We start from the raw sequence: 21,723 nt of genomic DNA on the forward strand, positions 1-21,723 counted from the left end.
TGCTTTACCGAATTGCAAGATTAATGAATTCTCCGTCCCCTTAACTTCCCTGTATCACTTTATATCATTGCTAAGAGCACATACATCCCGCACAGTTTCACATTGTAATGCTTTTCTTGCTAAAATTTTCATGTCTTCAAAACTATGGGTCTGCAAACATGCTTTTACTGAAGAAATATCATTGGATATCATAGACAGTTCATTAATCCCCAATCCAGTCAAAATCATCGCTGCAAAAGGATTTCCTGCCATACCACCACACACACTAACCCAACAATTATGTTTTTCTGCACCTTGTACAGTTTGATGTATCATACGCAAAACCGCTGGATCAAGACTATCAGCTTCAGACACAAGGTAAGGATTCTGTCTATCAACCGCCATTGTGTACTGCGTTAAATCATTCGTTCCAATGGAGAAAAAATCTACATAGGCACTCAAAACATCTGCCATAATGGCTGCCGCTGGAACTTCGATCATAATACCAATCTTTACTTTTGGTGCACCAATATCATGACGTATTTCTTCTGTGATCTTTTTTATAGCAAAAACCTCTGAAACGGACATAACCATCGGAAATAGAAGCCATAAATCTCCCCCCTCTTTTGCCACTCGATACAAAGCACGCAACTGAGGAACTAAAAGATCACGTCGACGCAATAAAAGCCGCGTCCCCCGAATTCCTAAAAAAGGATTGTCCTCTTTAGATAAATGTAAATGTGCAACCTGTTTATCCCCACCAATATCGAGTGCACGAATAATCAATGGCTTATCCCCCACCGCTGTCATCATCGCTCGGTACACATCAAATTGCGCTTCTTCATCTGGAACATAGGGACTTTCTAAAAACAAAAATTCTGTACGCATAAGGCCAATACCTTCAGCCCCTAAGTCCAACGCAACAGAAACCTGATTTGTATAGCTGACATTAGCCATGATACGAATCTTTTGACCATCCGTCGTTTGCACCGGTAATCTACATACGCGTATCTCACTCTCATGCTTTTGCGCAAAAATGCTGATCTGCCTTTCAGCATCTTCAACATCTTCAGGAGAAGGATTAAAATAAATGAACCCATTATCACCATCAATAATAGCTTGAACATCACTCTCTATTGCCAAAACATCAGCACCTGCAGCAACAACCATTGGGATATCCAGAGTACGTGCTAAAATTGCCGTATGAGACAGTGGACCTCCCCATGCCGTTACTAAACCTTGCACTTTTGTACAATCAAGCTGAGCTATATCAGAAGGAGATAGATCATCTGTAACAAGAATAATACCGCGCGGGAAGTCATTTAAAAAGAATGGTCTATATGATGGATTTATTTCGCCTAAAACACGACGACCAACATCAACTAAATTAACAGCACGCGCCGCTAACAAAGGATTATCTACCTGAGAAAACATATCCACAAATTGCTGAATCGCTCTATCCCAAGACCAAGCGATACCATGACCTTCTGCTATAAAACGACAAGCTTGAGCTATCAGATTTTCATCTTCAAGCAAAACCATTTGTGCAGAAAAAATCGCAGCAGAATCTGCTCCCATACGCGCTGTGATATCAGAAATAACTGATGCCATTTTATATTTTGTTTTTGTAAGAGCATTTTCAAGATATGCCGTCCCAATTGCAAAATCAACGGGCTGATCCGTTATGGAAATATTATTTTGCTTTAACACAAAAATCTTTCCCAGAGCTAACCCTGAACTTGCACCAACACCAGAAATACCTTTTTGTCCAGAACGTGGAGACCAACCATGAAAAGTCTTGGTTTGAGACTCTATTTCTCTCATCATGCATTTTTCACTTATGCCCACTTTCTTCGCAACAGAAATTGCATCTTTAAGCAGTTGCACACCTTCTACAGCATCCGTCGAAAAAATAAGAACATCACCGTTTTTTGCTCCTAACTGCAATAAACCAACCAAATTTTTCATTTCAACAGCATACTGACCATGACGGATTCTGATAGAGCTCTGAGCCTTTTTTGCAAAATCAACCCAAAGAGAAGCTGGGCGCGCATGAAGACCACTTGGATAATCTAAAGTCCATTCTTGGCAAACGGAAAGATCACCAATAGAAGTCTTTCCCATCTTCATATCCTGACCAAATAAAGTTGTAACAATCTGTTGTTTATCCCTAGTCGTTGAGAGTTCTTCAAGCCGTTCCTTATCATATAAAAGAGGCGCCAATTGTCTGCAAATCTCTCTATAACGATCTGGACAAGCCGCAATGGCAATAACCAACGCACTTTCTTTCCATCCCTCCACTCAATACCTGCGGGAATCTGTATAACGGTAACAGCATCTCTGATAATCAAATTATGGCTTTCAACCATTCCCTGGGGAATGGCTATACCATTCCCAAGCCAAGTATTTGTGATTGCTTCACGTTGAAGCATACTTGCTAGATAACATTTATCAACTGCACCGACCTGCACAAGCAATTCACTAGCAGCACGAATCACATCATTTTTATGATCAAAAGCAGCTGCAAGTTGTACAGATCTTATAGATAAGATTTCACTCTCGTTAAACTCTGTATTCATTGCTTCTACTTCTTCACATCTCATGATGAATTTAAGCTCCCTCACGTTTGAGCATGAATATTTCTGATAGATTTTATTTCAAAGCCGCATTTTCCAACATACAACGTATCAATAACATCGCAACTTCCCTTTTTGTTGTATGGAATATAATGAACTAAGACATTTCCCCCAACGGGATCCATCAAACGATTGGATATCATCGTCTACTAAATTACGAAAAGTTATCATAGATAAATCAGACTCCCACTCTTTATTTTACAAAGATCAATGCCCCGATCCTTGCACCCTCAACAAATTGAAAAGCTCTTTTAAAAACGCTCTCACTTCCTCAAGTTATTTGGCATAACCTGTCATGACTCCTCATAAAAGAAAGCAGCCCCCATTACCTGCAATTTCTGCTAATTTTTAATTCCCCAAAAACTGAGCAACCTGCCCTTCCCTCTCTAACACATTACATAATCACAAATTGCTAAATATAGCCTTCCCCTTAAGATTCCATATAACTAAATATTTCACAACATAGAATCCTCACGAAACAACTTTGACTACATTATTAAATGTCCTGTCTCGAATAAACATCGCAACCGCAAAACATTTTCTGTGCGCTTACACACCTCAATATATACAATTAAAAACAATATTATTCTCGATTACTAAAATCAAACAAATCCCCATATATAACTTTAATTTCTCAATATTTATTCCGAAAAATAAGATTCATAAAACTATAAAATGAAAAGTGTTTTTAACTTAAATAAATCTCGCTCTTATCCTGACAAGGCTTATGTTCATAATCCCCCAATAACAGATAGGTCAAAAAATACTCTTGATATCGCTGATTGCATGGCTGTCATTTTTATTTCTTCAAAATGAGTTCCCTAAACAACATCATTTTACTCTCGACATTGAAACTCTCTCACCACTTACCACTTGCAAAGTGGCTGTGATCAATACTTTTATAATTCCTCTTACATATTCCTGCTCTTTTTAACGGATCACCTTCCTATAACAGTTTAAAGAACATCAATAGCCTCATCATCCCCCTCAAATTTCTCTTAAAATTCTATGAAAATAAATTGCCTTTTTAAAAGAAATGGTTTGGTATTTTTTCGTGCGTAAAAAAACCTTCTGCATTATTATCATACACTGATTATTGGTAAGCTCCCTCCTCATATCAATCTCTTCAGTACAAGCGAAACATAACAGCAATCTTTCAGCTCTTTAAGAAAAACATTTTCCTAGATTCTGTCTTTTAGTTTTTTGCATCCCCTCGATTTTATATTATAACATAGAGCAAAAAAGGAAAGATAGCATCCTACCCTTCCTTTTTTGTGCTCAAATTTAAAATTGAACTCTAATGAAGTTCTAAGCTTATTACAACCTACTTTGTCGCCTCTGTCACGGGAATAACCGAAACATACGAACGGTTACTCGCTTTCTTACAAAAAGAAACCGTTCCATTTGATAGCGCAAAAAGAGTATGGTCTTTTCCAATACCAACATTGTCACCAGGATGCCAACGCGTACCACGTTGGCGAACAATAATATTCCCAGGAATGACGGCTTCACCACCAAATTTTTTAACGCCAAGTCGTTTCGATTCTGAATCGCGACCATTCCGCGAGGAACCACCAGCTTTTTTATGTGCCATGGACGTTCTCCTTTAATCTTCTTTACTCTCTGATGCTACAGCCGCTTTTTTTTGCGCTGTGGTCTTCTTTTCAGCAGGCTTCTTAGCTGCCTTCTTGACAGAAGCAGGTGCTTTTGTCTCCTTCGTTGTTTCTTTTAATGCCGTGGCTTCTTCTTTACTTGGTTTTGCAACTGCTTTTTTAGGTTTTGAACCACCCATTAAAATTTCTAAAATACGAAGTGTTGTCAGTTCTTGACGATGCCCACGCGTACGTTTCGAATTTTGACGACGACGCTTCTTAAATGCAATAACCTTACGCCCACGTACTTGCTCTACAATCTCAGCAGTAACCAAAGCACCAGCAACAACAGGTACACCAACAACCGTATTACCCTCTTGCTCAACCATCAATATATCATTGAATTCAACAACATCACCCGCATTGCCAATAATTTTTTCAACTTTTACCACTTGGTTAGCAACAACGCGGTATTGCTTGCCACCAGTTTTAATGACTGCGAACATTTTTTATCCTTCCGTTCATTCCAGCTCTTATTTGATTTCTGCCTTGTTAATAAGGGAAAATAAGCTGCTTTTTATCAGTCGCAATAGATCTTCCAAGAAGGATAAATATCCTCCTCTATAAAATACACGCAGACTTCTCTGCGCTTGTCTCTCGCGTATATGACGGAATTTCTATTTTTTGTCAATAAAGTCCCATAAAAAAGGGTTGTACTAAAAGCAATTGAAGGTTATCTACCCGCCATACACTCAAATAATGTGAAATTCCATCACACTTTTATATGGAGAGATGGCTGAGTGGTTGAAAGCACCGCACTCGAAATGCGGCATAGGGGCAACTCTATCGGGGGTTCAAATCCCTCTCTCTCCGCCAGAGTATTCGTCGCTCAATGATATTTGTGAAAACAATTGTAACTTGCCACTAAATTTTGCCTCAATTTATTTTTTCAGAGGCTTTTAAAAAGATCTTCAAAGCATTTTTCCTTTTTTGCCCTTAGCGTTGCGATTTAAGTAGTTTTTCTCACTTTTTTCAATTTCTTTTGATATCAGAAGGCTCCTTTAATTGCATAAAAACAATGAATTATCACGTATTTTTTTCCTCATACTCTCTTTTGCTACCTAAGTACAAAAGCTTCTGTCAAACTACAACAGTTTATTCTACACGCTTGGCTCTCATATGTGCTAATAAACCTAATGTCGAACTATCGTGGTTATCCGCTTTTTTTTCTCCACGAAGTATCGGTAACAATTCATTGGCTAATTCTTTGCCAAGCTCAACGCCCCATTGATCAAATGAATTAATATTCATCAAAACACCTTCAACAAAAACACGATGTTCATAAAGTGCAATAAGACGACCAAGTGAAAAGGGAGTCAATAAATCCTGAACTAACATTATACTGGGACGGTTTCCTGCAAAACTTTTATGACGTGCCAAATGATCTGCTTCACGCTCATCCATTCCATTTTTTACAAGAATGCGCCAAGCATCTTCGACATGACGTCCCTCCATTAAGGCCTTTGATTGCGCTAAGCAATTTGCTACCAACATATCATGCATATGACGTAAATTATGTTCATGCCCTTTTGCAAATAAAATAAATTCCACGGGAACAACATCTGTTCCTTGGTGCAAAAGCTGGAAAAAGGCATGTTGCCCATTCGTCCCAGCATCTCCCCAAACAACTGGACCGCTTGAAAAAGTCATCGGTTTTCCATCCAAAGAAACCTGCTTACCATTTGACTCCATATCAAGTTGTTGCAGATAAGCTGGAAAACGTACCAAACGCTGTTCATAAGGAATAACAGCACGCGATAAATAACCACAAATGACGCGATGCCAAAACCCTAAAAGCGCAAATCGAATAGGAATATTTTTATGTAAAGGTGCCGTCTTAAAATGTTGGTCCATTTGTTGCGCACCTTTAAGAAACTGGCGAAAATTCTGCCCCCCGATTGCCAACATAACAACAAGACCAATAGAAGACCAAATCGAATAACGCCCTCCAACCCAATTCCAAAATCCAAAAACTCTTGAAAAATCGATGCCAAATTCTGCTACTTTATCAAGCGTACTGGAAACAGCAACAAAATGGGTGCAAACAGCCTCTTCCCCTAAATGCGAACAAATCCATTGATGTGCAACTTGCGCATTCATCATCGTTTCCGTGGTCGTAAAAGTTTTAGAGGCAACAATAAACAGCGTTGTTGCAGGATTCAAAACAGAGAGAGTATCAAAAATATGTGCACTGTCAGCATTAGAAACAAAATGACAACGCGGACCATCATGATAAGGTTTTAAAGCATGTGTGACCATTGCAGGTCCAAGATCAGACCCACCAATACCAATATTCACAATATCGGTTATCCTCTCGCCATTTTTACCTTTATAGCTACCATCACGCACTCTTTCAGAAAATCTTTCCATAACATGAAGAACAGCCTGAATATCTCCAATAACATCATGGCCATCCAACATAAAAACTTCGTCGGCAGGCAAACGTAATGCAATATGAAGAACTGAGCGCTTTTCCGTTGTATTAATAGCCTGACCTAAAAACATTGCCTCACGCCTGCCCAACACATTTGCAGCAAGAGCCAAATTATCCAGAAGTTGCAACGTTTTAAATGTTACGCCACATTTTGAAAAATCAAAAAGAAGATCATCAAGCTTTAAAGAAAAATGGGAAAACCGCTTTTCATCCTCTTCGAAATGCCGACGAATATCATGGACTCTCTCTTTTGTGGCATGCTTTCTTAAAGCTTTCAAAGCTTCTTCAAAATCTTTTTTTCGAAGCAAAAAGCTATCTTCCATAGACTTATCTCGCACAGTTATTGACAATGAAATTTATGCACAAAAATAATAAAACAGAGAGCTTCCTTTTTTGTTCGGCATTTTTACTGTTCACTTACAAAATAAAGGAATACAAAAGTGGAAAGGTAGGACCTGAAAATGGCATTTTTAAAACGAAAGTAAGAAACTTCCAAATCTTTCTTACCAAGTACATCATTCAACTTGGCTGAGTTCTTTTGTTAAACGTAAAGCTTCTTCTGCTTTTGGCTTTACAAAATGTCCGAAAAAAAGATAAACAACCGGTGTAACATAAAGTGTAAAAACAGTTGCTAAACCCAAACCACCAACAATAACCCAACCTAAAGATACACGTGCTTCTGCACCAGCACCTTTGGCTAAAACCAAAGGAATACCCCCTAAAATAGCACAAATCATCGTCATACAAACTGGACGAAGACGAATATTTGCCGCTTCTTCTACAGCTTCACGCACGCTTTTACCTTGATCACGCAATTGATCTGCAAACTCAACAATCAGAATCCCATTTTTGGCCATAACCCCAACTAACAAAATCAAACCAATTTGACTGTAAATATTAAGACTAACACCACTTAAAAGCATAGCAATTACAGCACAACCAATCCCTAATGGCACAGTAGCCATAATAATAAATCCTGAAACAAAACTTTCAAACTGTGCAGCTAAAACCAATAAAATAATGACAAAGGCGATTCCAAAAACAATCATAAAATTGGAAGATGTTTCATCAAGTGTAGCAGCTTCCCCCAATGGAACAATATAATTTCCCTCTACCAACAAAGGAGCTGCGATTTTTTGTACTGTCTGATAAGCATCCCCTAAAACAACACCTGGTGCAAGATTTGCGCTTAAGATAACAGCACTCATGCGTTTCTCTCGTTTTAATTGAGGTGCTATGGCTTTTTCATGCAAGCGCGCAACAACCGATAGAGGAACATATTTATTGCCTTTGGTTTTCAAAAAAATATTTTCTAAATCACGAGGATTATTAAGTGGATTCTTACGCGAAGTGAGTTTCACATCATAAGAATGGTCATCAACATAAACGGAACCTATTTTTTTCCCATCCAGCATTGCTTGTAGTGTATTCCCCAAATTGGTGATATCAATCCCTAATTCAGAGGCTTTTTCTCGATTAATTTCAATAAAAAATTGTGCTTGCGTTGCGTCAACAGTAAGTCTTGGACGAATAAAATGTGGATCAGCTTGCAAAGCACTCACAAGCTTATCAGCAATTGGCTGTAATTTTGTATAATCATTGCCAAGAATTGCAAATTGTAATCCTTGCCCCGTTCCTCTAATACCTAGAGAATTTCCCTGTGCAGCAAACACAAAAACTGCGGGAAACTGTCTAACCTTTACATTAACATCTTCTACGATCTCTTGTTGAGAGCGCAAACGTTTGTCCCAAGAAGAAAGCAACAAAATTAAAAAAGCAGTATTTGATGAACCCCCAATGCCAGCGATAGAATAACTGTTAGCAATCTCTCCAGCATCACGTAACGGTTGTAAACTTGTTTCAATCTTCTCTACCTGTTCATTGAGATATTGTGTTGAAATACCTTGTGGTCCATTAATAACCAAAAAGATCAAAGCCCTATCTTCTGCTGGTGTTAATTCCTGTTGTAATTTCGTATAGCCTCCAACACAAAGACCCACAAAAATAAGTGAAGCAAAAATAACAGTCCAAGGTCTTCCCAAACATTTATGCAGAGTATAAGCATATCCTTTGCTAAAAAAAGAACCCAATTTATATAAAAAAGCAAGATAATGCGTCTCATTCCTCTCGCTTTCAACATGTCCCTTGAGAAGACGTGAAGCCAACATAGGGCAAAGTGTTAAAGCAACAATCGAAGAAAGTAGAATAGAAATTGCCAACACAAAACCAAATTCTCTAAAAAGTCCTCCTACTTGACCAGGAAGAAAAGAAATAGGTACAAATACGGCGACTAAAGTCAATGTTGTTGCTAAAACAGCAAAAAATACTTCCCGTGTCCCTATTACCGCTGCTGCTCGAGGACCGAACCCCATATTGCGCCACCGAACAATATTCTCCAAAACGACAATTGCATCATCAACCACAAGCCCCGTTGCCAAAACAAGTCCTAAAAATGTGAGAATATTTAAGGAAAATCCTACAAGATAAATGGCAGAAATTGTACCAATCAAAGCAACAGGAATAGACAAGGCGGGAATAAGCGTTACACGAATATCTCTAAGAAAGAGAAAAATAACCAAGATAACGCTGAGAACAGCAATGACCAATGCAACCTCAACCTCATGAAGTGCGCTCTTAATAAAAAGAGCATCATCACTAATCACGTCCATGTGCACAGAAGACGGAACAACATTTTTAAGATGCTTGAGAACCGCTCGAACCCCTTGAGAAATATTAAGGGTATTGGATTGTGCTTCACGCACAATCCCCAACCCAATTCCTGTCTTTCCGTTGACACGAAGAATAACCGTTTCTACATCAGGTGACAAAGTCACATGTGCAACATCTCCAAGATGCACACGCGGTTTTAAGACAACTTGTTCAAAAGCTTCTGATGTTGTTAAACGCGCAGTAGCACGTACAATTAAAGTTTGCTTAGAATTGCGTAATGATCCCACCGGTACATCCGTTGTCATATCAGCAAGAACACGTGAAATATCTGCTACGGTCAATCCATAGCTCGCAAGCTTTGCTTGATCGACATCAATCTGAAAAATCTTCGTGCGTGCGCTATCAACTTGCACATCACCAACACCATCAACAGCAGAAAGCGCATCAACGATTTGATCATTTACGACTGCTGTTAAATCATCAATACTCATTGTTGGTGAAGTTACAACCAAATACATCATCGCAGCAGCGTTTGAATCTGCCTTAATAATCAAAGGTGTGTCAGCATTTTTGGGTAAAGAATAAGCAATGCGAGAGAGCGCATCGCGAATATCAGATGCTGCAACATTCAAATCAACACCGACATTAAAGTTAATCTCTACACGGGAACGGCCAAAAGAAGAGCTTGAAGAAATCGTTTTAACACCTGAAACACGAGAAACAGCATCTTCTATAATTCTTGTAACTTCACGATCAATGGTTTCTGCTGATGCTCCAGCAAAAGCTGTCATAATCGTCGTTACGGGAGTATCAACATCAGGAAGTTCACGTACATCCACATTCAACCATGCAGCAATCCCTGCAATGACAATCAGAGCATTCAAAACAAAAGTGAAAACCGGTCTGCGAATAAATAATGCAATCAAACCGCCTTGTTCAGCCTGTGCTATAGGCTGTTTCGCGCTAAATTCCTGTTTCATTGTACACTCTGCCCATGAAGCGCTGATAATTGCTGTTGATCGGACTTTCGATTATCAAGAGTAACTCTGCTTCCTGGATGAAGAGCCTGTACTCCCTGAATAACAACTTGATCACCATTTGTGAGGGGAGCTTTCACAAATACTTGATCTGCTTTATGCTGTATAATCGATAATGGAATAGGCTCTACTTTTCCCTTTCTCACACGCCAAACGAATGATCCCTTACTGTTCCATTGAACGGCAAGAGGATTAACAACAGGAAAAGCACCACCATAAAATTGCAATGCAATAGAAAAAGACATACCAGACATAAGCGTATCTTTTTCATTCTTGATTTCAACCTGAACATGAAGTGTACGACTTTCTGGATCAACAACATTATCAATTGCATAAATATGACCAACAAAAGCTTTATCCGGCTGTGCCGTTAATGTTGCTGTTACCTCATCTCCTTTATGAATATATGATGTGTACCGCTCAGGAATCCATATATCGACTAAAATACGCTCTCTATCCTCAATACGTCCTATTATAGTATTAGGAGTAACAGCATTGCCCACATCAATGGGGAAAATACCAACAATACCGCTAATAGGCGCACGAATTGTTCGCCGTTCAAGCGCTAAATCAGCATCACGTAAAACCAAATTTGCATTATCCAACTCTAAGCGTGCAGTAATTTCCTGAACCTCTGTTGCTGTATTGCTGGCACGTAATTTAAGAATACGCGATAGCGTTAATGCACTGTTATCACGTTGTACTTTTGCTTTTGTAGCCGCTATTTCTTCCTTTTTAGAATCAAGCTTTGCAAGCGCATCACCCTCTTGCACTTTTGCACCAGCTGACACAAAAAACTTATCAACAACACCTGATGACCAAGGGGTTAACTCCACTGTAGCAAATGCTCGTCCACTCCCAAGCACATTCAACTGTTCATAAAAATCTTGAACTTTGACAACATCAACAACAACATGTGTCAGAGGGCTTCCCATGGGCGCCCTTAACATTTCATCTGATGCATTTTTTGTATTATCTGTTATAGGAATAAGCCGTTCTGAGCTTTGTTTCCCCTCCCAATAAGCAACCATCAGAACAACAATGAAAAACACCAGTGGAAAGATCTTTTTTAACAACCCCATACATCTATCCTTGCTTCGCTATTTAATATGAAAATTTGTTCGAAACAGTTTTCAACAGGAACATCCAAGCTTCACACAAAAACCGAACTGCAGGCAATGTATCTTACCCCCACCGAAAAAAACATATCTCATTTGTCACTTGATTATCTTGCACGGCTTAAAGGGTCAAGTTAACTATCGTTCATATTACACTTACCTTTCAAACAATAGAAAAGAAGACACCACACAAAAATCCAACTTAAACCGAAAATATTGTCGTCTTTTTAAAATGTATTAAAGAACGAAAAGACAAAATTTTCATTTTTACCAAGTTTCACTTGCAATTCTTCAATGAAACGATTAGGAAACGCTTGTTTCAATGATGTAAACTTGAAAACGTGTGCACCCGTAGCTCAGCTGGATAGAGCACCAGACTACGAATCTGGGGGTCAGGAGTTCGAATCTCTTCGGGTGCGCCATCATATAAGATTTCATTCCCCTTCGGCGCATACTTGAGATGAGTAAACCGTCCCTTATATGATCCCCTTTCATCAGGCATTTATAACCTTATCAGATCGCACACACCTACTTTTTTGAGTGTGAATCAAGTTTTCTTGTTAAGATGTCTTTAAACACCCCCATCATCTAACATATTTTGCTACTCAAAAATGAAATTTTTTGAAAATCTCTTTTATCTCTTAAAATTCAAAATAAAATGTTTTGTTCTTGTTTAAAGAATCTTCACTATTTTAACAAAATTCTCCTTCACAAAATTTTTAAGGTGGTAGCATTCTCTTTTAATAAGATAAAAATTCTGAAGAACATGAACTGTTGCGAAAATCGGAAAGTGCAACAAAGTGTTCTTATGAAAAATTTAAGAGATTGATATCAATGGGCTGTTTCTGAATCCCGCATTTCTTCTAAAAACTTATCAAAATTAAAAACATAGCGATTTTTTAAAAATTCTTTCTGTTGCCCTTTAGTTTTCTCTCTTGCGCAGTATATCATCTATCTCATCGACCTTTATTATGTTTATCTTAATCTCTCTATGCTATCGATTCCCTTGTCCGATTGTAGTATCCGCTCTCACTGTCAACAAAAACCAAATTTAAAGAATTTTTCCATGCCTAAAATAGATATTGAAATTGCTCGCACTGCTCAAAAGCAGCCCATCATTGAAATTGCACAAAAAATTGGTATTGCGCATGAAAATCTTATTCCTTATGGACATGATAAAGCTAAAATTTCTTCTGAATACATAAAATCGCTCAATAAAAATCCAGATGGTAAACTTATCCTGGTCACGGCTATCAATCCAACCCCTGCTGGAGAAGGAAAAACAACAACAACGGTTGGCCTCAATGATGCTCTCAATCTCATTGGAAAAAAAACTATAGCCGCCTTAAGAGAACCATCTTTAGGTCCGTGTTTTGGTATAAAAGGTGGTGCTGCTGGAGGTGGTTATGCTCAAGTCGTTCCGATGGATGACCTTAATTTGCATTTTACCGGTGATTTTCATGCCATTACAGCTGCCCATAATCTTCTTTCCGCAATGATAGATAATCATATCTACTGGGGAAACAGTCTGAACATTGATCCACGCCGCATTTTTTGGAAGCGAGTCCTTGATATGAATGACCGTGCATTGCGTGATATTGTTATTTCATTGGGTGGAATAACCAATGGCTTTCCACGTCAAACAGGTTTTGATATTACTGTTGCATCCGAAATTATGGCTGTTTTTTGTCTTGCTGAAAATTTGGAAGATCTTTCACAAAGACTCAAAAGAATTATTATTGCTTATCGTTATGATAAAACACCCGTGACAGTTGCTGATCTCAATGCGGAAGGTGCAATGATAGTTCTTCTCAAAGATGCCATGCAGCCTAATCTCGTACAAACACTTGAAAATAATCCTGTGTTTGTTCACGGAGGACCTTTCGCCAACATTGCTCATGGCTGTAATTCAGTTATAGCTACAAAAACCGCTTTAAAACTCGCGGATTATGTTGTCACCGAAGCAGGATTTGGAGCCGATCTCGGAGCAGAAAAATTCTTCAACATTAAATGTCGACAAGCAGGTATTGTTCCCGATGCTACAGTGATTGTCGCAACAATTCGCGCATTAAAAATGAATGGTGGTGTGGAGAAAAATCATCTGTCAGAAGAGAATATCCCTGCTTTACAAAAGGGAGCCGCTAATCTTTTACGGCATATCAAAAATATGCAACATTACGGAATCCCTTGTGTTGTCGCTCTTAATCATTTTGATAGCGATAGCGATGCTGAAATAAATACATTACAAAAAATCGTTGCAACAACCGGACATAAAGCTGTTGTCTGCACACATTGGAAACAGGGAGGAAAAGGTGCCCTAGAACTTGCACAGGAACTTGTTACTTTGATCGAAGAAAAAAATACCCATTTTAAAGTCCTGTATCAAGATGACCTTCCACTCGTTCAGAAAATTAATTGTATTATAACAAACTTATATGGTGGGCGTGGAGCCATCATCCCCGCCCCTATTCTCAAGCAACTTGAATGTTGGGAAAAAGAGGGTTTTGGCACATACCCTATTTGTATGGCAAAAACGCCCTATTCTTTTTCTTCTGATCCTACCCAATACGGTGCCCCTGTTGATTTTGAAATTCCTGTACGAGAAGTTCGCCTCTTGGCGGGTGCGGGCTTTATTGTCGTTATTTGCGGAGATATCATGACCATGCCCGGCTTACCACATTATCCCGCTGCTGAAAAAATTCATCTTGACAGAAATGATCAGATACAGGGACTTTCGTAAACGCAAAGCCCATAAACTCAACCATTCATGATAAAAAGCATCTTATAACGAAAGAATAGAATTTTAAAAAGCAATATAGACAAATACCTTATTTATGTGATATGTGTTGCGTAGTATATGCCCTTTCAAATATAATTTAAAGAGGGCTAGGTTTTTACCTAATATTTATGAAACTTGAAACAAAGCAGGATAGATTGTGCAAGTACTCGTTCGTGATAACAATGTTGATCAAGCGCTACGTGCGCTAAAGAAAAAGATGCAGCGTGAAGGCATTTTTCGGGAGATGAAGATGCGTGGATACTATGAGAAGCCATCTGAAAAGCGTGCCCGTGAAAAGGCTGAAGCTGTTCGTCGTACACGTAAGCTTGCCCGTAAACGTGCGCAAAGAGAAGGTCTTGTTACGAACGGCCGAGCTGCTGCAGTAAGATAATGCGCTTTTGTTGATGTATTCTTAGAATCGCAGTGACAATGATATCCAAAAATATTTGGTATATCGTGTGGGTCTTTTTTTCACTTGTGGTTTGTTGTGTCTCTCTGTCTGCTGTGTCTGTTCTCCAAGTGGTTAGCTCTAAGAGTCTCTATAAGTGTTTTTTTGTAATCTTTTTGTGGACTTTACATAGCACTTACTTATTTGAGATAAGGAAATAATAAACCATCACTTGGATTATTGAAGGGATCTGTTGTTACACAAGATGTGCATCAGTGGGGAGTGTTGTCTCAATGTAATCCTTATCTGCATATAAATCTCACGATGATCTTCTCATCTGGATTGTACATTGAGAATGCTTGCACATCTTTTAAATCAAGTTAAACAGCAAAATACAAATTACTATCACAGTGTATCATTGCGTGTGTAAAGAATAAATACAAGTAATTTTCCCCCCTCACTTTATTCAATGAGGTGGTAAAACTCTATAACTTTTGAGCTTTTTATTTCCTTTTCATTCTCAAAGACAAATATTCTGGACCACTCTCAATCTGTAATCAGATTGGTGTCTCTCGAGATACATTCTACTTTCTCACAGCTTATATAATTCACTTCATCGATTCTACGTGCAAGCTCTGCTCTCAATTTTCTGTTCAATTTTATACTGCTCTTCTTGGTTGGTAAAAAAACTGAAATCAAGCATAAACAACTCTTGTATTTTAATACATGAACATATCCTCTATGTCCTGCAAAATAATATTTTCCAGCACTCCTAAGACCTGAAATTGATATATTCTCACCTCGCTCTCTCTATTTGTCTAGCATAGTACAGCATGACCAATTAAGTAGATTGTAATTTAATATCCTATAACCAAGCCGTAAAATTTGTAAGATTTGTTAACCACTGACAAACGCTATCTTTACGATCTACAAAATAACAAGCCAACTTATCATAGCTTGTTCTGCCCTCAATATTGCTTATCTTGCATTAAAGAAAATTCATGCACGGCATATTTCATTTTATGCTAGAATCGCTTTTCAAATTGTATAGCTATCCTGTTATTGAACATTTTTTTGATCGTAATTCGCATAGAGTGGTATTCCTTTTCAGAAATAAACCACACAGATAGATACACTATTTTTATAATCCTATCTGTTGTAAAAAACTGACACAGCTTTTAAGATATTCAATCATCTCAACACCCAACTATTTATCTTAAACCTACAAAATGTATGAGAATCGAACATTAATTTAAGGCACACTTTAACGAACAAAATAAGCATTAGAAAACTCAAACCTTTGTTCTGCTTATTTCACTATTCTTATAAACAATTTCCTCATTGTTTAGATCTCTTTAACTAGAGTGTGCCATAGCTTTAATCCAACTCTCAATCCTATCTTCCAGATCTTAGATTGCCAATATATAACAACGAAGAGATAAAAGGTTTAAGTGTGCAAAATTCTAGTTGGTTTCAGTTCTTGGTATGCGTATCATGTATCCTCATAGCAGGAGTCTTTTTATTGAGTTTCCCTCGTTTTTTGCACGCACAAACATTCAATAAAAATTTAGGACCAAGTGGTTTGCCACTTCCGCGCTTTGCTTCGATTAAACCTACCCGTGTAAATATGCGCATCGGACCAGGAAGCAATTATTCTATTCTTTTTACCTACAAAAAACAGGGATTGCCTATTGAAATCATTCAAGAATATGATCAATGGCGCAAAATCCGTGATGCCGAAGGTGATGAGGGGTGGGTCTATCAATCTCTTTTATCAGGAAAACGAACTGCTATAACTATCCCATGGCAAAAAGATAAAACAAAAAGACTCATGCTCCGCAAAACCCCAGCAGACAACGCAGAACTCGTAGCAGAAGTGGAGCCTAATGTCATTGGTAATATTCGCCAATGCGATGGACACTGGTGCGAACTAAGTATTAATAATAATATCCGAGGATGGCTCCATCAATCCCAGTTATGGGGAATCTATCCTGATGAAAAAATTAAAAGTTGGTGACTTTTAAATCAAAACACGTTTAAATTTTACCACTTGTTGAACTTTCTCTGTTCTATAATCAAATCAGCTTTTTGGCTTTAACCGAATTATTAAATCAACATGCGAAATTTCCATACCTTCTGGCGGTTGAGGCAAATTTCCAATGATGGGAGTTTCTTTCAAGTCATAAGGAATATCAAGAATACGATTTTCGCCTTCTATATAAAAATGATAGTGGTCAGATGTATTGGTATCAAACCAAGTTTTCGAACCTTCTACAGCAATAATCCGTAATAATCCCGCTTCCGTAAATTGATGAAGCGTATTATAAACCGTTGCTAAAGACACAGGCACACCCGATGCAATTGCCTCTTCATAGAGCTCTTCAGCAGCAATATGACGATTTCCTTGAGAAAAAATCATATGAGCAAGTTCTAATCTTTGGCGTGTTGGCCGCAAACCATTTTGACGTAAACGTTTTTCTAACATAGGGACGGAATAATAATGCAAAACCCTCCCACAGTCTTTCGTGGACTGTTGCTTTTCATTTAAACCTAAATTGTCTGCGTTCATTGACATATCAAAACCATAATGCATTCTTGCTCAAAGAAGGTTAAAATAGAAACAATATGTATAATCTATATTCCAATTTTAAATAACCCACCATCCAGGATACATAAAAAAAGGCCTTTGTCATTAAAAATGATATAAAATCATTTCCCTCTCCTTAAAATTTGCTCTAAAAGTAGGTTTGGGAAAAGCGCAGAAGTAAAAATATATGCAAATAAATGGAGTAACAATGGCTGAACAAAAGTCTCGCTACACTTATGAAGAGCTTCTAAGCTGCGCTCGCGGCGAAATGTTTGGTAAGGGCAATGCGCAATTACCTGCCCCCCCTATGTTGATGATTCATCGAATCACCCAAATTAGTGAAACTGGCGGTGAATACAATAAAGGTATGGTCCGTGCTGAATTTGACATTACTTCAGACCTATGGTTCTTTGACTGTCACTTTATGGGTGATCCGGTCATGCCAGGATGCCTCGGTTTAGATGGTATGTGGCAATTAACAGGTTTTTTTCTTGGTTGGTTAGGTGAACCAGGAAAAGGAAGGGCTATCTCAACCGGTGAAGTAAAGTTATCAGGTATGGTCACTCCACAAACCAAACTGCTTGAATATGGAATAGATTTTAAACGTATCCGGCGTGGGAATTTGGTCTTAGGAATAGCAGATGGATGGGTAAAAGCAGACGGCGAAGCCATCTATAAAGCGAATGATTTACGTGTTGCTTTATTTAAAGAAGACTGAAATTATTTGCATAAACAAGGAGGTATGAATGCGTCGAGTTGTTGTAACCGGAATGGGAATTGTCTCCGCGATTGGAAATAACCCTGGAGATGTTTTAACCAGTTTGTATGAAGCAAAATCTGGGATTTCCTATGCCCCCCAATATGCCGAATTAGGCTTTCGTAGCAGAGTTTATGGAAAACCTGATATTGATATAGAAGAATTGGTGGACCGACGTGCTTTGCGTTTTCATGGAGGCGGAACTGCTTGGAATCATATCGCCATGGATCAAGCAATTGTTGATGCGGGTTTAGAGCTTCATGAAATATCAAATGAACGCACAGGTATCATTATGGGCTCGGGGGGCCCTTCAACGCAATCAATCGTTGAAGCTGCTGACATTACACGCCAAAAAGGTCCAAAGCGCGTTGGTCCTTTTGTTGTACCTAAAGCAATGAGTTCTACAGCATCCGCAACGCTTGCGACTTTTTTTAAAATTAAAGGTGTGAACTATTCGATCTCTTCGGCTTGTGCTACTTCTAATCATTGTATTGGCAATGCTTATGAATTGATACAGTACGGCAGACAAGATCGTATCTTTGCTGGTGGTTGCGAAGATTTGGACTGGACATTATCTGTTTTATTCGACGCTATGGGCGCTATGTCTAGCAAATATAATGACGTACCAGAAAAAGCTTCACGTGCCTATGATATCAATCGTGATGGATTTGTTATTGCTGGTGGAGCGGGTGTTCTAGTTCTTGAAGAGCTGGAGCTTGCCAAAGCACGTGGTGCAAAAATCTACGGAGAAATTGTCGGATATGGCGCCACATCCGATGGACATGACATGGTTGCTCCATCTGGTGAAGGAGCAGAACGATGCATGCGCATGGCACTTGCAACGGTCAATAATAAAATTGATTATATCAACCCCCATGCAACAGCAACACCTGTTGGAGACCCCCCCGAAATAGAAGCAATCCGCCGTGTCTTTGGAGAAGGTGATCAATGTCCACCAATTTCTGCCACAAAATCTCTGACTGGTCATTCCTTAGGAGCCGCAGGTGTTCAAGAAGCGATCTATACACTGTTAATGATGAATCACAATTTTATTTGTGAGAGCGCCCATATTGAAGAGCTTGATCCAGCTTTTATCAATATGCCAATTGTTCGTGAACGTCTTGATCATCAACAACTTAATACTGTATTATCAAATACATTTGGCTTTGGTGGTACCAATGCAACGCTCGTTTTCCAACGCTATGTGTAAATTAAGAGTTTTTAGCGGATTGAAAAAAAGCATAGTTTTATGGAGAATAGTATGAAAGGTTTGATGGAGGGCAAACGTGGCCTTATTATGGGGGTTGCAAATGATCACTCAATTGCTTGGGGCATTGCCTGTCAACTTGCAAAAGCAGGAGCTGAATTAGCATTTACCTATCAAGGAGAGGCCTTCGGAAAACGGGTGCAACCACTTGCAGAAAAACTTGGTTGCAAATTGTTGCTTGAATGTGATGTTGAAAAAATTGAAAATCTTGATCATGTCTTTGAACATCTTGAAAAAGAATGGAAAACAATTGATTTTATTGTTCATGCCATTGGCTTTTCAGATAAAAATCAGCTCAAAGAACGTTACGTTGATGTTACAACACGCGAAAATTTTAAGCGTACGATGGTTATTTCAGCTTACTCCTTTACTGAAATTGCCCAGCGTGCCGGTAAGCTTATGCCCAATGGAGGTGCTCTCTTAACGCTCACTTATGGAGCTTCACAGCAAGTTGTCCCTAATTACAACATCATGGGTGTTGCTAAAGCTGCTTTAGAAGCTATGGTACGCTATTTAGCAGCAGATTTTGGCCCGCAAAATATTCGTGTCAACGCAATTTCAGCGGGACCTGTTAGGACATTAGCAGGGAATGGTATTGCATCTGCGCGTGCAATCTTCTCATATCAACGCCGTAATGCTCCACTACGTCGCACTGTAAACATTCATGAAATCGGAAAATCTGCTCTTTACCTACTTTCTGATTTATCATCAGGCGTCACCGGAGAAATTCATTATGTTGATTCAGGCTATAACATTATGTCTATGCCAACACTCGAAGAGCTAAAACAGAGTGAAGAAACTCAAGGAGAATGATTTTTCATAAAACTTTTAAAAGTGGAAAAGTTATCATATGTGTCATATTTTAAAAATATTGCCTAATTTTTCTAACGTAAATGCTATGGATCATGAGAAGAGACTTCTTATTTTAGAAGATATAACTTCAATAACAGCTCCAGTTAGATTGTGCAAAAATCTAATTCATAGAAATCTGCAATCCATTAAAGGATTGCTGTTTTGTTAATAATCAGCGCAATCCGTTGTCAGATTCCTGTCGTAACTACATCATATCTCTTATTTCCTTGAATCATTTAAAAGCCTACTGTGTCATCCACCTCATTTTTGAGTGACCGGCTTAATAATGTATTAGCTGCTTCGACTACGCTTTTGCCACAAAAGAGCACCTGATAAATTTGCTCTGTAATTGGCATTTCTACCCCGACGCGTTGTGCTAATGTACGCACTTCTTTCGTGTTTAAGTAACCTTCAACAACTTGACCAATCTGTTTTTCCGCTTTTTCTCTCTCCATTCCTTGGCCAAGCAGCATTCCAAAACGGCGATTGCGCGATTGGTTGTCAGTACATGTCAAAACGAGATCACCTAAGCCTGTCATACCCATGAATGTAGAAAGCTCAGCACCCATTGCAACGCCTAAACGACTCATTTCAGCTATCCCTCGTGTGATAAGAGCTATTCGGGCGTTTGCTCCAAATCCCATACCATCTGATATTCCTGCACCAATAGCAATGACATTTTTGGTTGCACCACCCAATTGAACACCAATCATATCTGGATTTTTATATACTCTAAAGTTTTTGCTACAATGAAAAAGTTGCTGTAGCTGTTCACCAAATTCAGCATCAGAAGCTGCTAGCGTAATTGCTGTCGGCAAGCCGATAGCAAGTTCTTTAGCAAAAGTTGGTCCAGACAAGACAGCTAAAGGGATTTTATCACCTAAAACCTCACGAGCAACTTCTTGTAAGAGGCGTCCCGTACCTTGTTCTAAGCCCTTCGTTGCCCAAATAACACGTGAATTTTGATGCAAATAAGGCTGAATATTACACAATACCTGACGAAATACATGGCTTGGAACGACAATCAATATATTAGAGCTTGTCGTTATCGCCGTTTCAAGAGAAGTTTCAAGCAATAGATTTTTAGGAAATTGAATATCGGGTAAAAATGCCGGATTACAGCGATGTTTTTGTAATTTTCTGATATGTTGAGGATCATATCCCCAAAGTAAAACATGATGGCCGTTACGGGCAAGAGTAACCGCTAATGCAGTGCCAAAGGAACCGGCACCGATAACTGTTGTCGAAATGGCTTTCATTAAGCTTTCTGATTATTTTCCAAATTTCCTGTTTGCATTATACACTATATTATATTTATTAAAGAATACTTTCATATAAATTCACTGAATTTGAAAATATTCTTTCTTCTTAGCTTTACCTCAGACATCATGAAATCTTTTAAAATTTCTTATGTTCTATACTGAATTATATAAACACAACTTCTTGTACATTCTATAAAGAGCGCTTTGTCTCAAATAAAATTAAGGTTACGCTAAACTATCCGTATTTTTTTGTTTTAGAATAAAAGTACATTCCAAATTGTAATGATCCCTTAAACAATTACTCG

13 protein-coding genes, 2 tRNA genes and 1 pseudogene are annotated in these 21,723 nt (G+C 38.5%); 8 read left to right on the forward strand and 8 right to left on the reverse strand.

Annotated elements, in window-relative coordinates; translation table 11 throughout:
- Window positions 1–54: 54 nt before the first annotated feature.
- From ptsP to rplU, 3 genes and pseudogenes are all read right to left on the reverse strand, one after another.
- Window positions 55–2,558 (reverse strand): annotated as a pseudogene (gene ptsP, locus J7R10_RS00050) (phosphoenolpyruvate--protein phosphotransferase).
- Window positions 2,559–3,939: 1,381 nt separating this feature from the next.
- Window positions 3,940–4,209: a 50S ribosomal protein L27 gene (gene rpmA, locus J7R10_RS00055; protein ID WP_010704624.1), complete on the reverse strand. Its 270-nt coding sequence runs from the start codon at window positions 4,207–4,209 to the stop codon at window positions 3,940–3,942.
- Between the two features lie 12 nt (window positions 4,210–4,221).
- Window positions 4,222–4,713: a 50S ribosomal protein L21 gene (gene rplU / locus J7R10_RS00060; RefSeq protein WP_010704623.1), complete on the reverse strand. Its 492-nt coding sequence runs from the start codon at window positions 4,711–4,713 to the stop codon at window positions 4,222–4,224.
- A gap of 280 nt (window positions 4,714–4,993) precedes the next feature.
- Between rplU and J7R10_RS00065 the strand changes: the two genes are divergently transcribed.
- A tRNA-Ser gene (locus tag J7R10_RS00065) sits at window positions 4,994–5,083 on the forward strand.
- Window positions 5,084–5,362: 279 nt separating this feature from the next.
- Here J7R10_RS00065 and pgi read toward each other — a convergent pair.
- The 3 genes from pgi to J7R10_RS00080 all read right to left on the reverse strand — a co-directional run bounded on the left by pgi (window position 5,363) and on the right by J7R10_RS00080 (window position 11,490).
- Window positions 5,363–7,024, reverse strand: coding sequence for a glucose-6-phosphate isomerase (pgi, locus tag J7R10_RS00070; RefSeq protein WP_010704622.1), 1,662 nt, complete (start codon window positions 7,022–7,024; stop codon window positions 5,363–5,365).
- A 192-nt stretch (window positions 7,025–7,216) separates the two neighbouring features.
- Window positions 7,217–10,351 carry an efflux RND transporter permease subunit gene (locus J7R10_RS00075; RefSeq protein WP_010704621.1) on the reverse strand — a complete coding sequence of 1,045 codons (3,135 nt, stop codon included), beginning with the start codon at window positions 10,349–10,351 and terminating at the stop codon, window positions 7,217–7,219.
- Window positions 10,348–11,490: an efflux RND transporter periplasmic adaptor subunit gene (locus J7R10_RS00080; RefSeq protein WP_010704620.1), complete on the reverse strand. Its 1,143-nt coding sequence runs from the start codon at window positions 11,488–11,490 to the stop codon at window positions 10,348–10,350. Before J7R10_RS00080 ends, J7R10_RS00075 begins: the two co-directional genes overlap by 4 nt.
- A 381-nt stretch (window positions 11,491–11,871) precedes the next feature.
- Between J7R10_RS00080 and J7R10_RS00085 the strand changes: the two genes are divergently transcribed.
- The 4 genes from J7R10_RS00085 to J7R10_RS00100 all read left to right on the forward strand — a co-directional run bounded on the left by J7R10_RS00085 (window position 11,872) and on the right by J7R10_RS00100 (window position 16,710).
- Window positions 11,872–11,948: transfer RNA gene (locus J7R10_RS00085), tRNA-Arg, on the forward strand.
- Window positions 11,949–12,592: 644 nt separating this feature from the next.
- Complete coding sequence (locus J7R10_RS00090) at window positions 12,593–14,266, forward strand: formate--tetrahydrofolate ligase (protein WP_010704619.1); 1,674 nt, start codon at window positions 12,593–12,595, stop codon at window positions 14,264–14,266.
- A 196-nt stretch (window positions 14,267–14,462) separates the two neighbouring features.
- Window positions 14,463–14,696: a 30S ribosomal protein S21 gene (rpsU, locus tag J7R10_RS00095; RefSeq protein WP_010704618.1), complete on the forward strand. Its 234-nt coding sequence runs from the start codon at window positions 14,463–14,465 to the stop codon at window positions 14,694–14,696.
- A gap of 1,450 nt (window positions 14,697–16,146) precedes the next feature.
- Entirely contained in the window at window positions 16,147–16,710 is a 564-nt protein-coding gene (locus J7R10_RS00100) for an SH3 domain-containing protein (RefSeq protein ID WP_010704617.1), read from the forward strand.
- A 63-nt stretch (window positions 16,711–16,773) separates the two neighbouring features.
- Here J7R10_RS00100 and irrA read toward each other — a convergent pair whose 3' ends face one another.
- A complete protein-coding gene (irrA, locus tag J7R10_RS00105) occupies window positions 16,774–17,268 on the reverse strand; it encodes an iron response transcriptional regulator IrrA (protein ID WP_015398714.1) in 495 nt (164 codons plus the stop codon).
- A gap of 220 nt (window positions 17,269–17,488) precedes the next feature.
- Here irrA and fabA point away from each other — a divergent pair, with 220 nt between their 5' ends.
- The 3 genes from fabA to fabI are packed head-to-tail and all read left to right on the forward strand — an operon-like array spanning window position 17,489 to window position 20,117.
- A complete protein-coding gene (fabA, locus tag J7R10_RS00110; protein WP_010704615.1) occupies window positions 17,489–17,998 on the forward strand; it encodes a 3-hydroxyacyl-[acyl-carrier-protein] dehydratase FabA in 510 nt (169 codons plus the stop codon).
- Between the two features lie 28 nt (window positions 17,999–18,026).
- Window positions 18,027–19,247, forward strand: a complete 1,221-nt coding sequence (gene fabB, locus J7R10_RS00115) for a beta-ketoacyl-ACP synthase I (RefSeq protein ID WP_010704614.1) — start codon at window positions 18,027–18,029, stop codon at window positions 19,245–19,247.
- 51 nt (window positions 19,248–19,298) lie between these two features.
- Window positions 19,299–20,117: an enoyl-ACP reductase FabI gene (fabI, locus tag J7R10_RS00120; protein WP_208436362.1), complete on the forward strand. Its 819-nt coding sequence runs from the start codon at window positions 19,299–19,301 to the stop codon at window positions 20,115–20,117.
- A 275-nt stretch (window positions 20,118–20,392) separates the two neighbouring features.
- On the opposite strand, the gene gpsA is transcribed toward fabI, so the two are convergent.
- Window positions 20,393–21,415 (reverse strand): NAD(P)H-dependent glycerol-3-phosphate dehydrogenase, encoded by a 1,023-nt coding sequence (gene gpsA, locus J7R10_RS00125; protein ID WP_010704612.1) that lies wholly within the window; start codon window positions 21,413–21,415, stop codon window positions 20,393–20,395.
- Window positions 21,416–21,723: the final 308 nt, after the last annotated feature.

The organism is Bartonella vinsonii subsp. berkhoffii ATCC 51672 (genome assembly GCF_902825225.1).
GTDB classification, from domain to species: domain Bacteria; phylum Pseudomonadota; class Alphaproteobacteria; order Rhizobiales; family Rhizobiaceae; genus Bartonella; species Bartonella berkhoffii.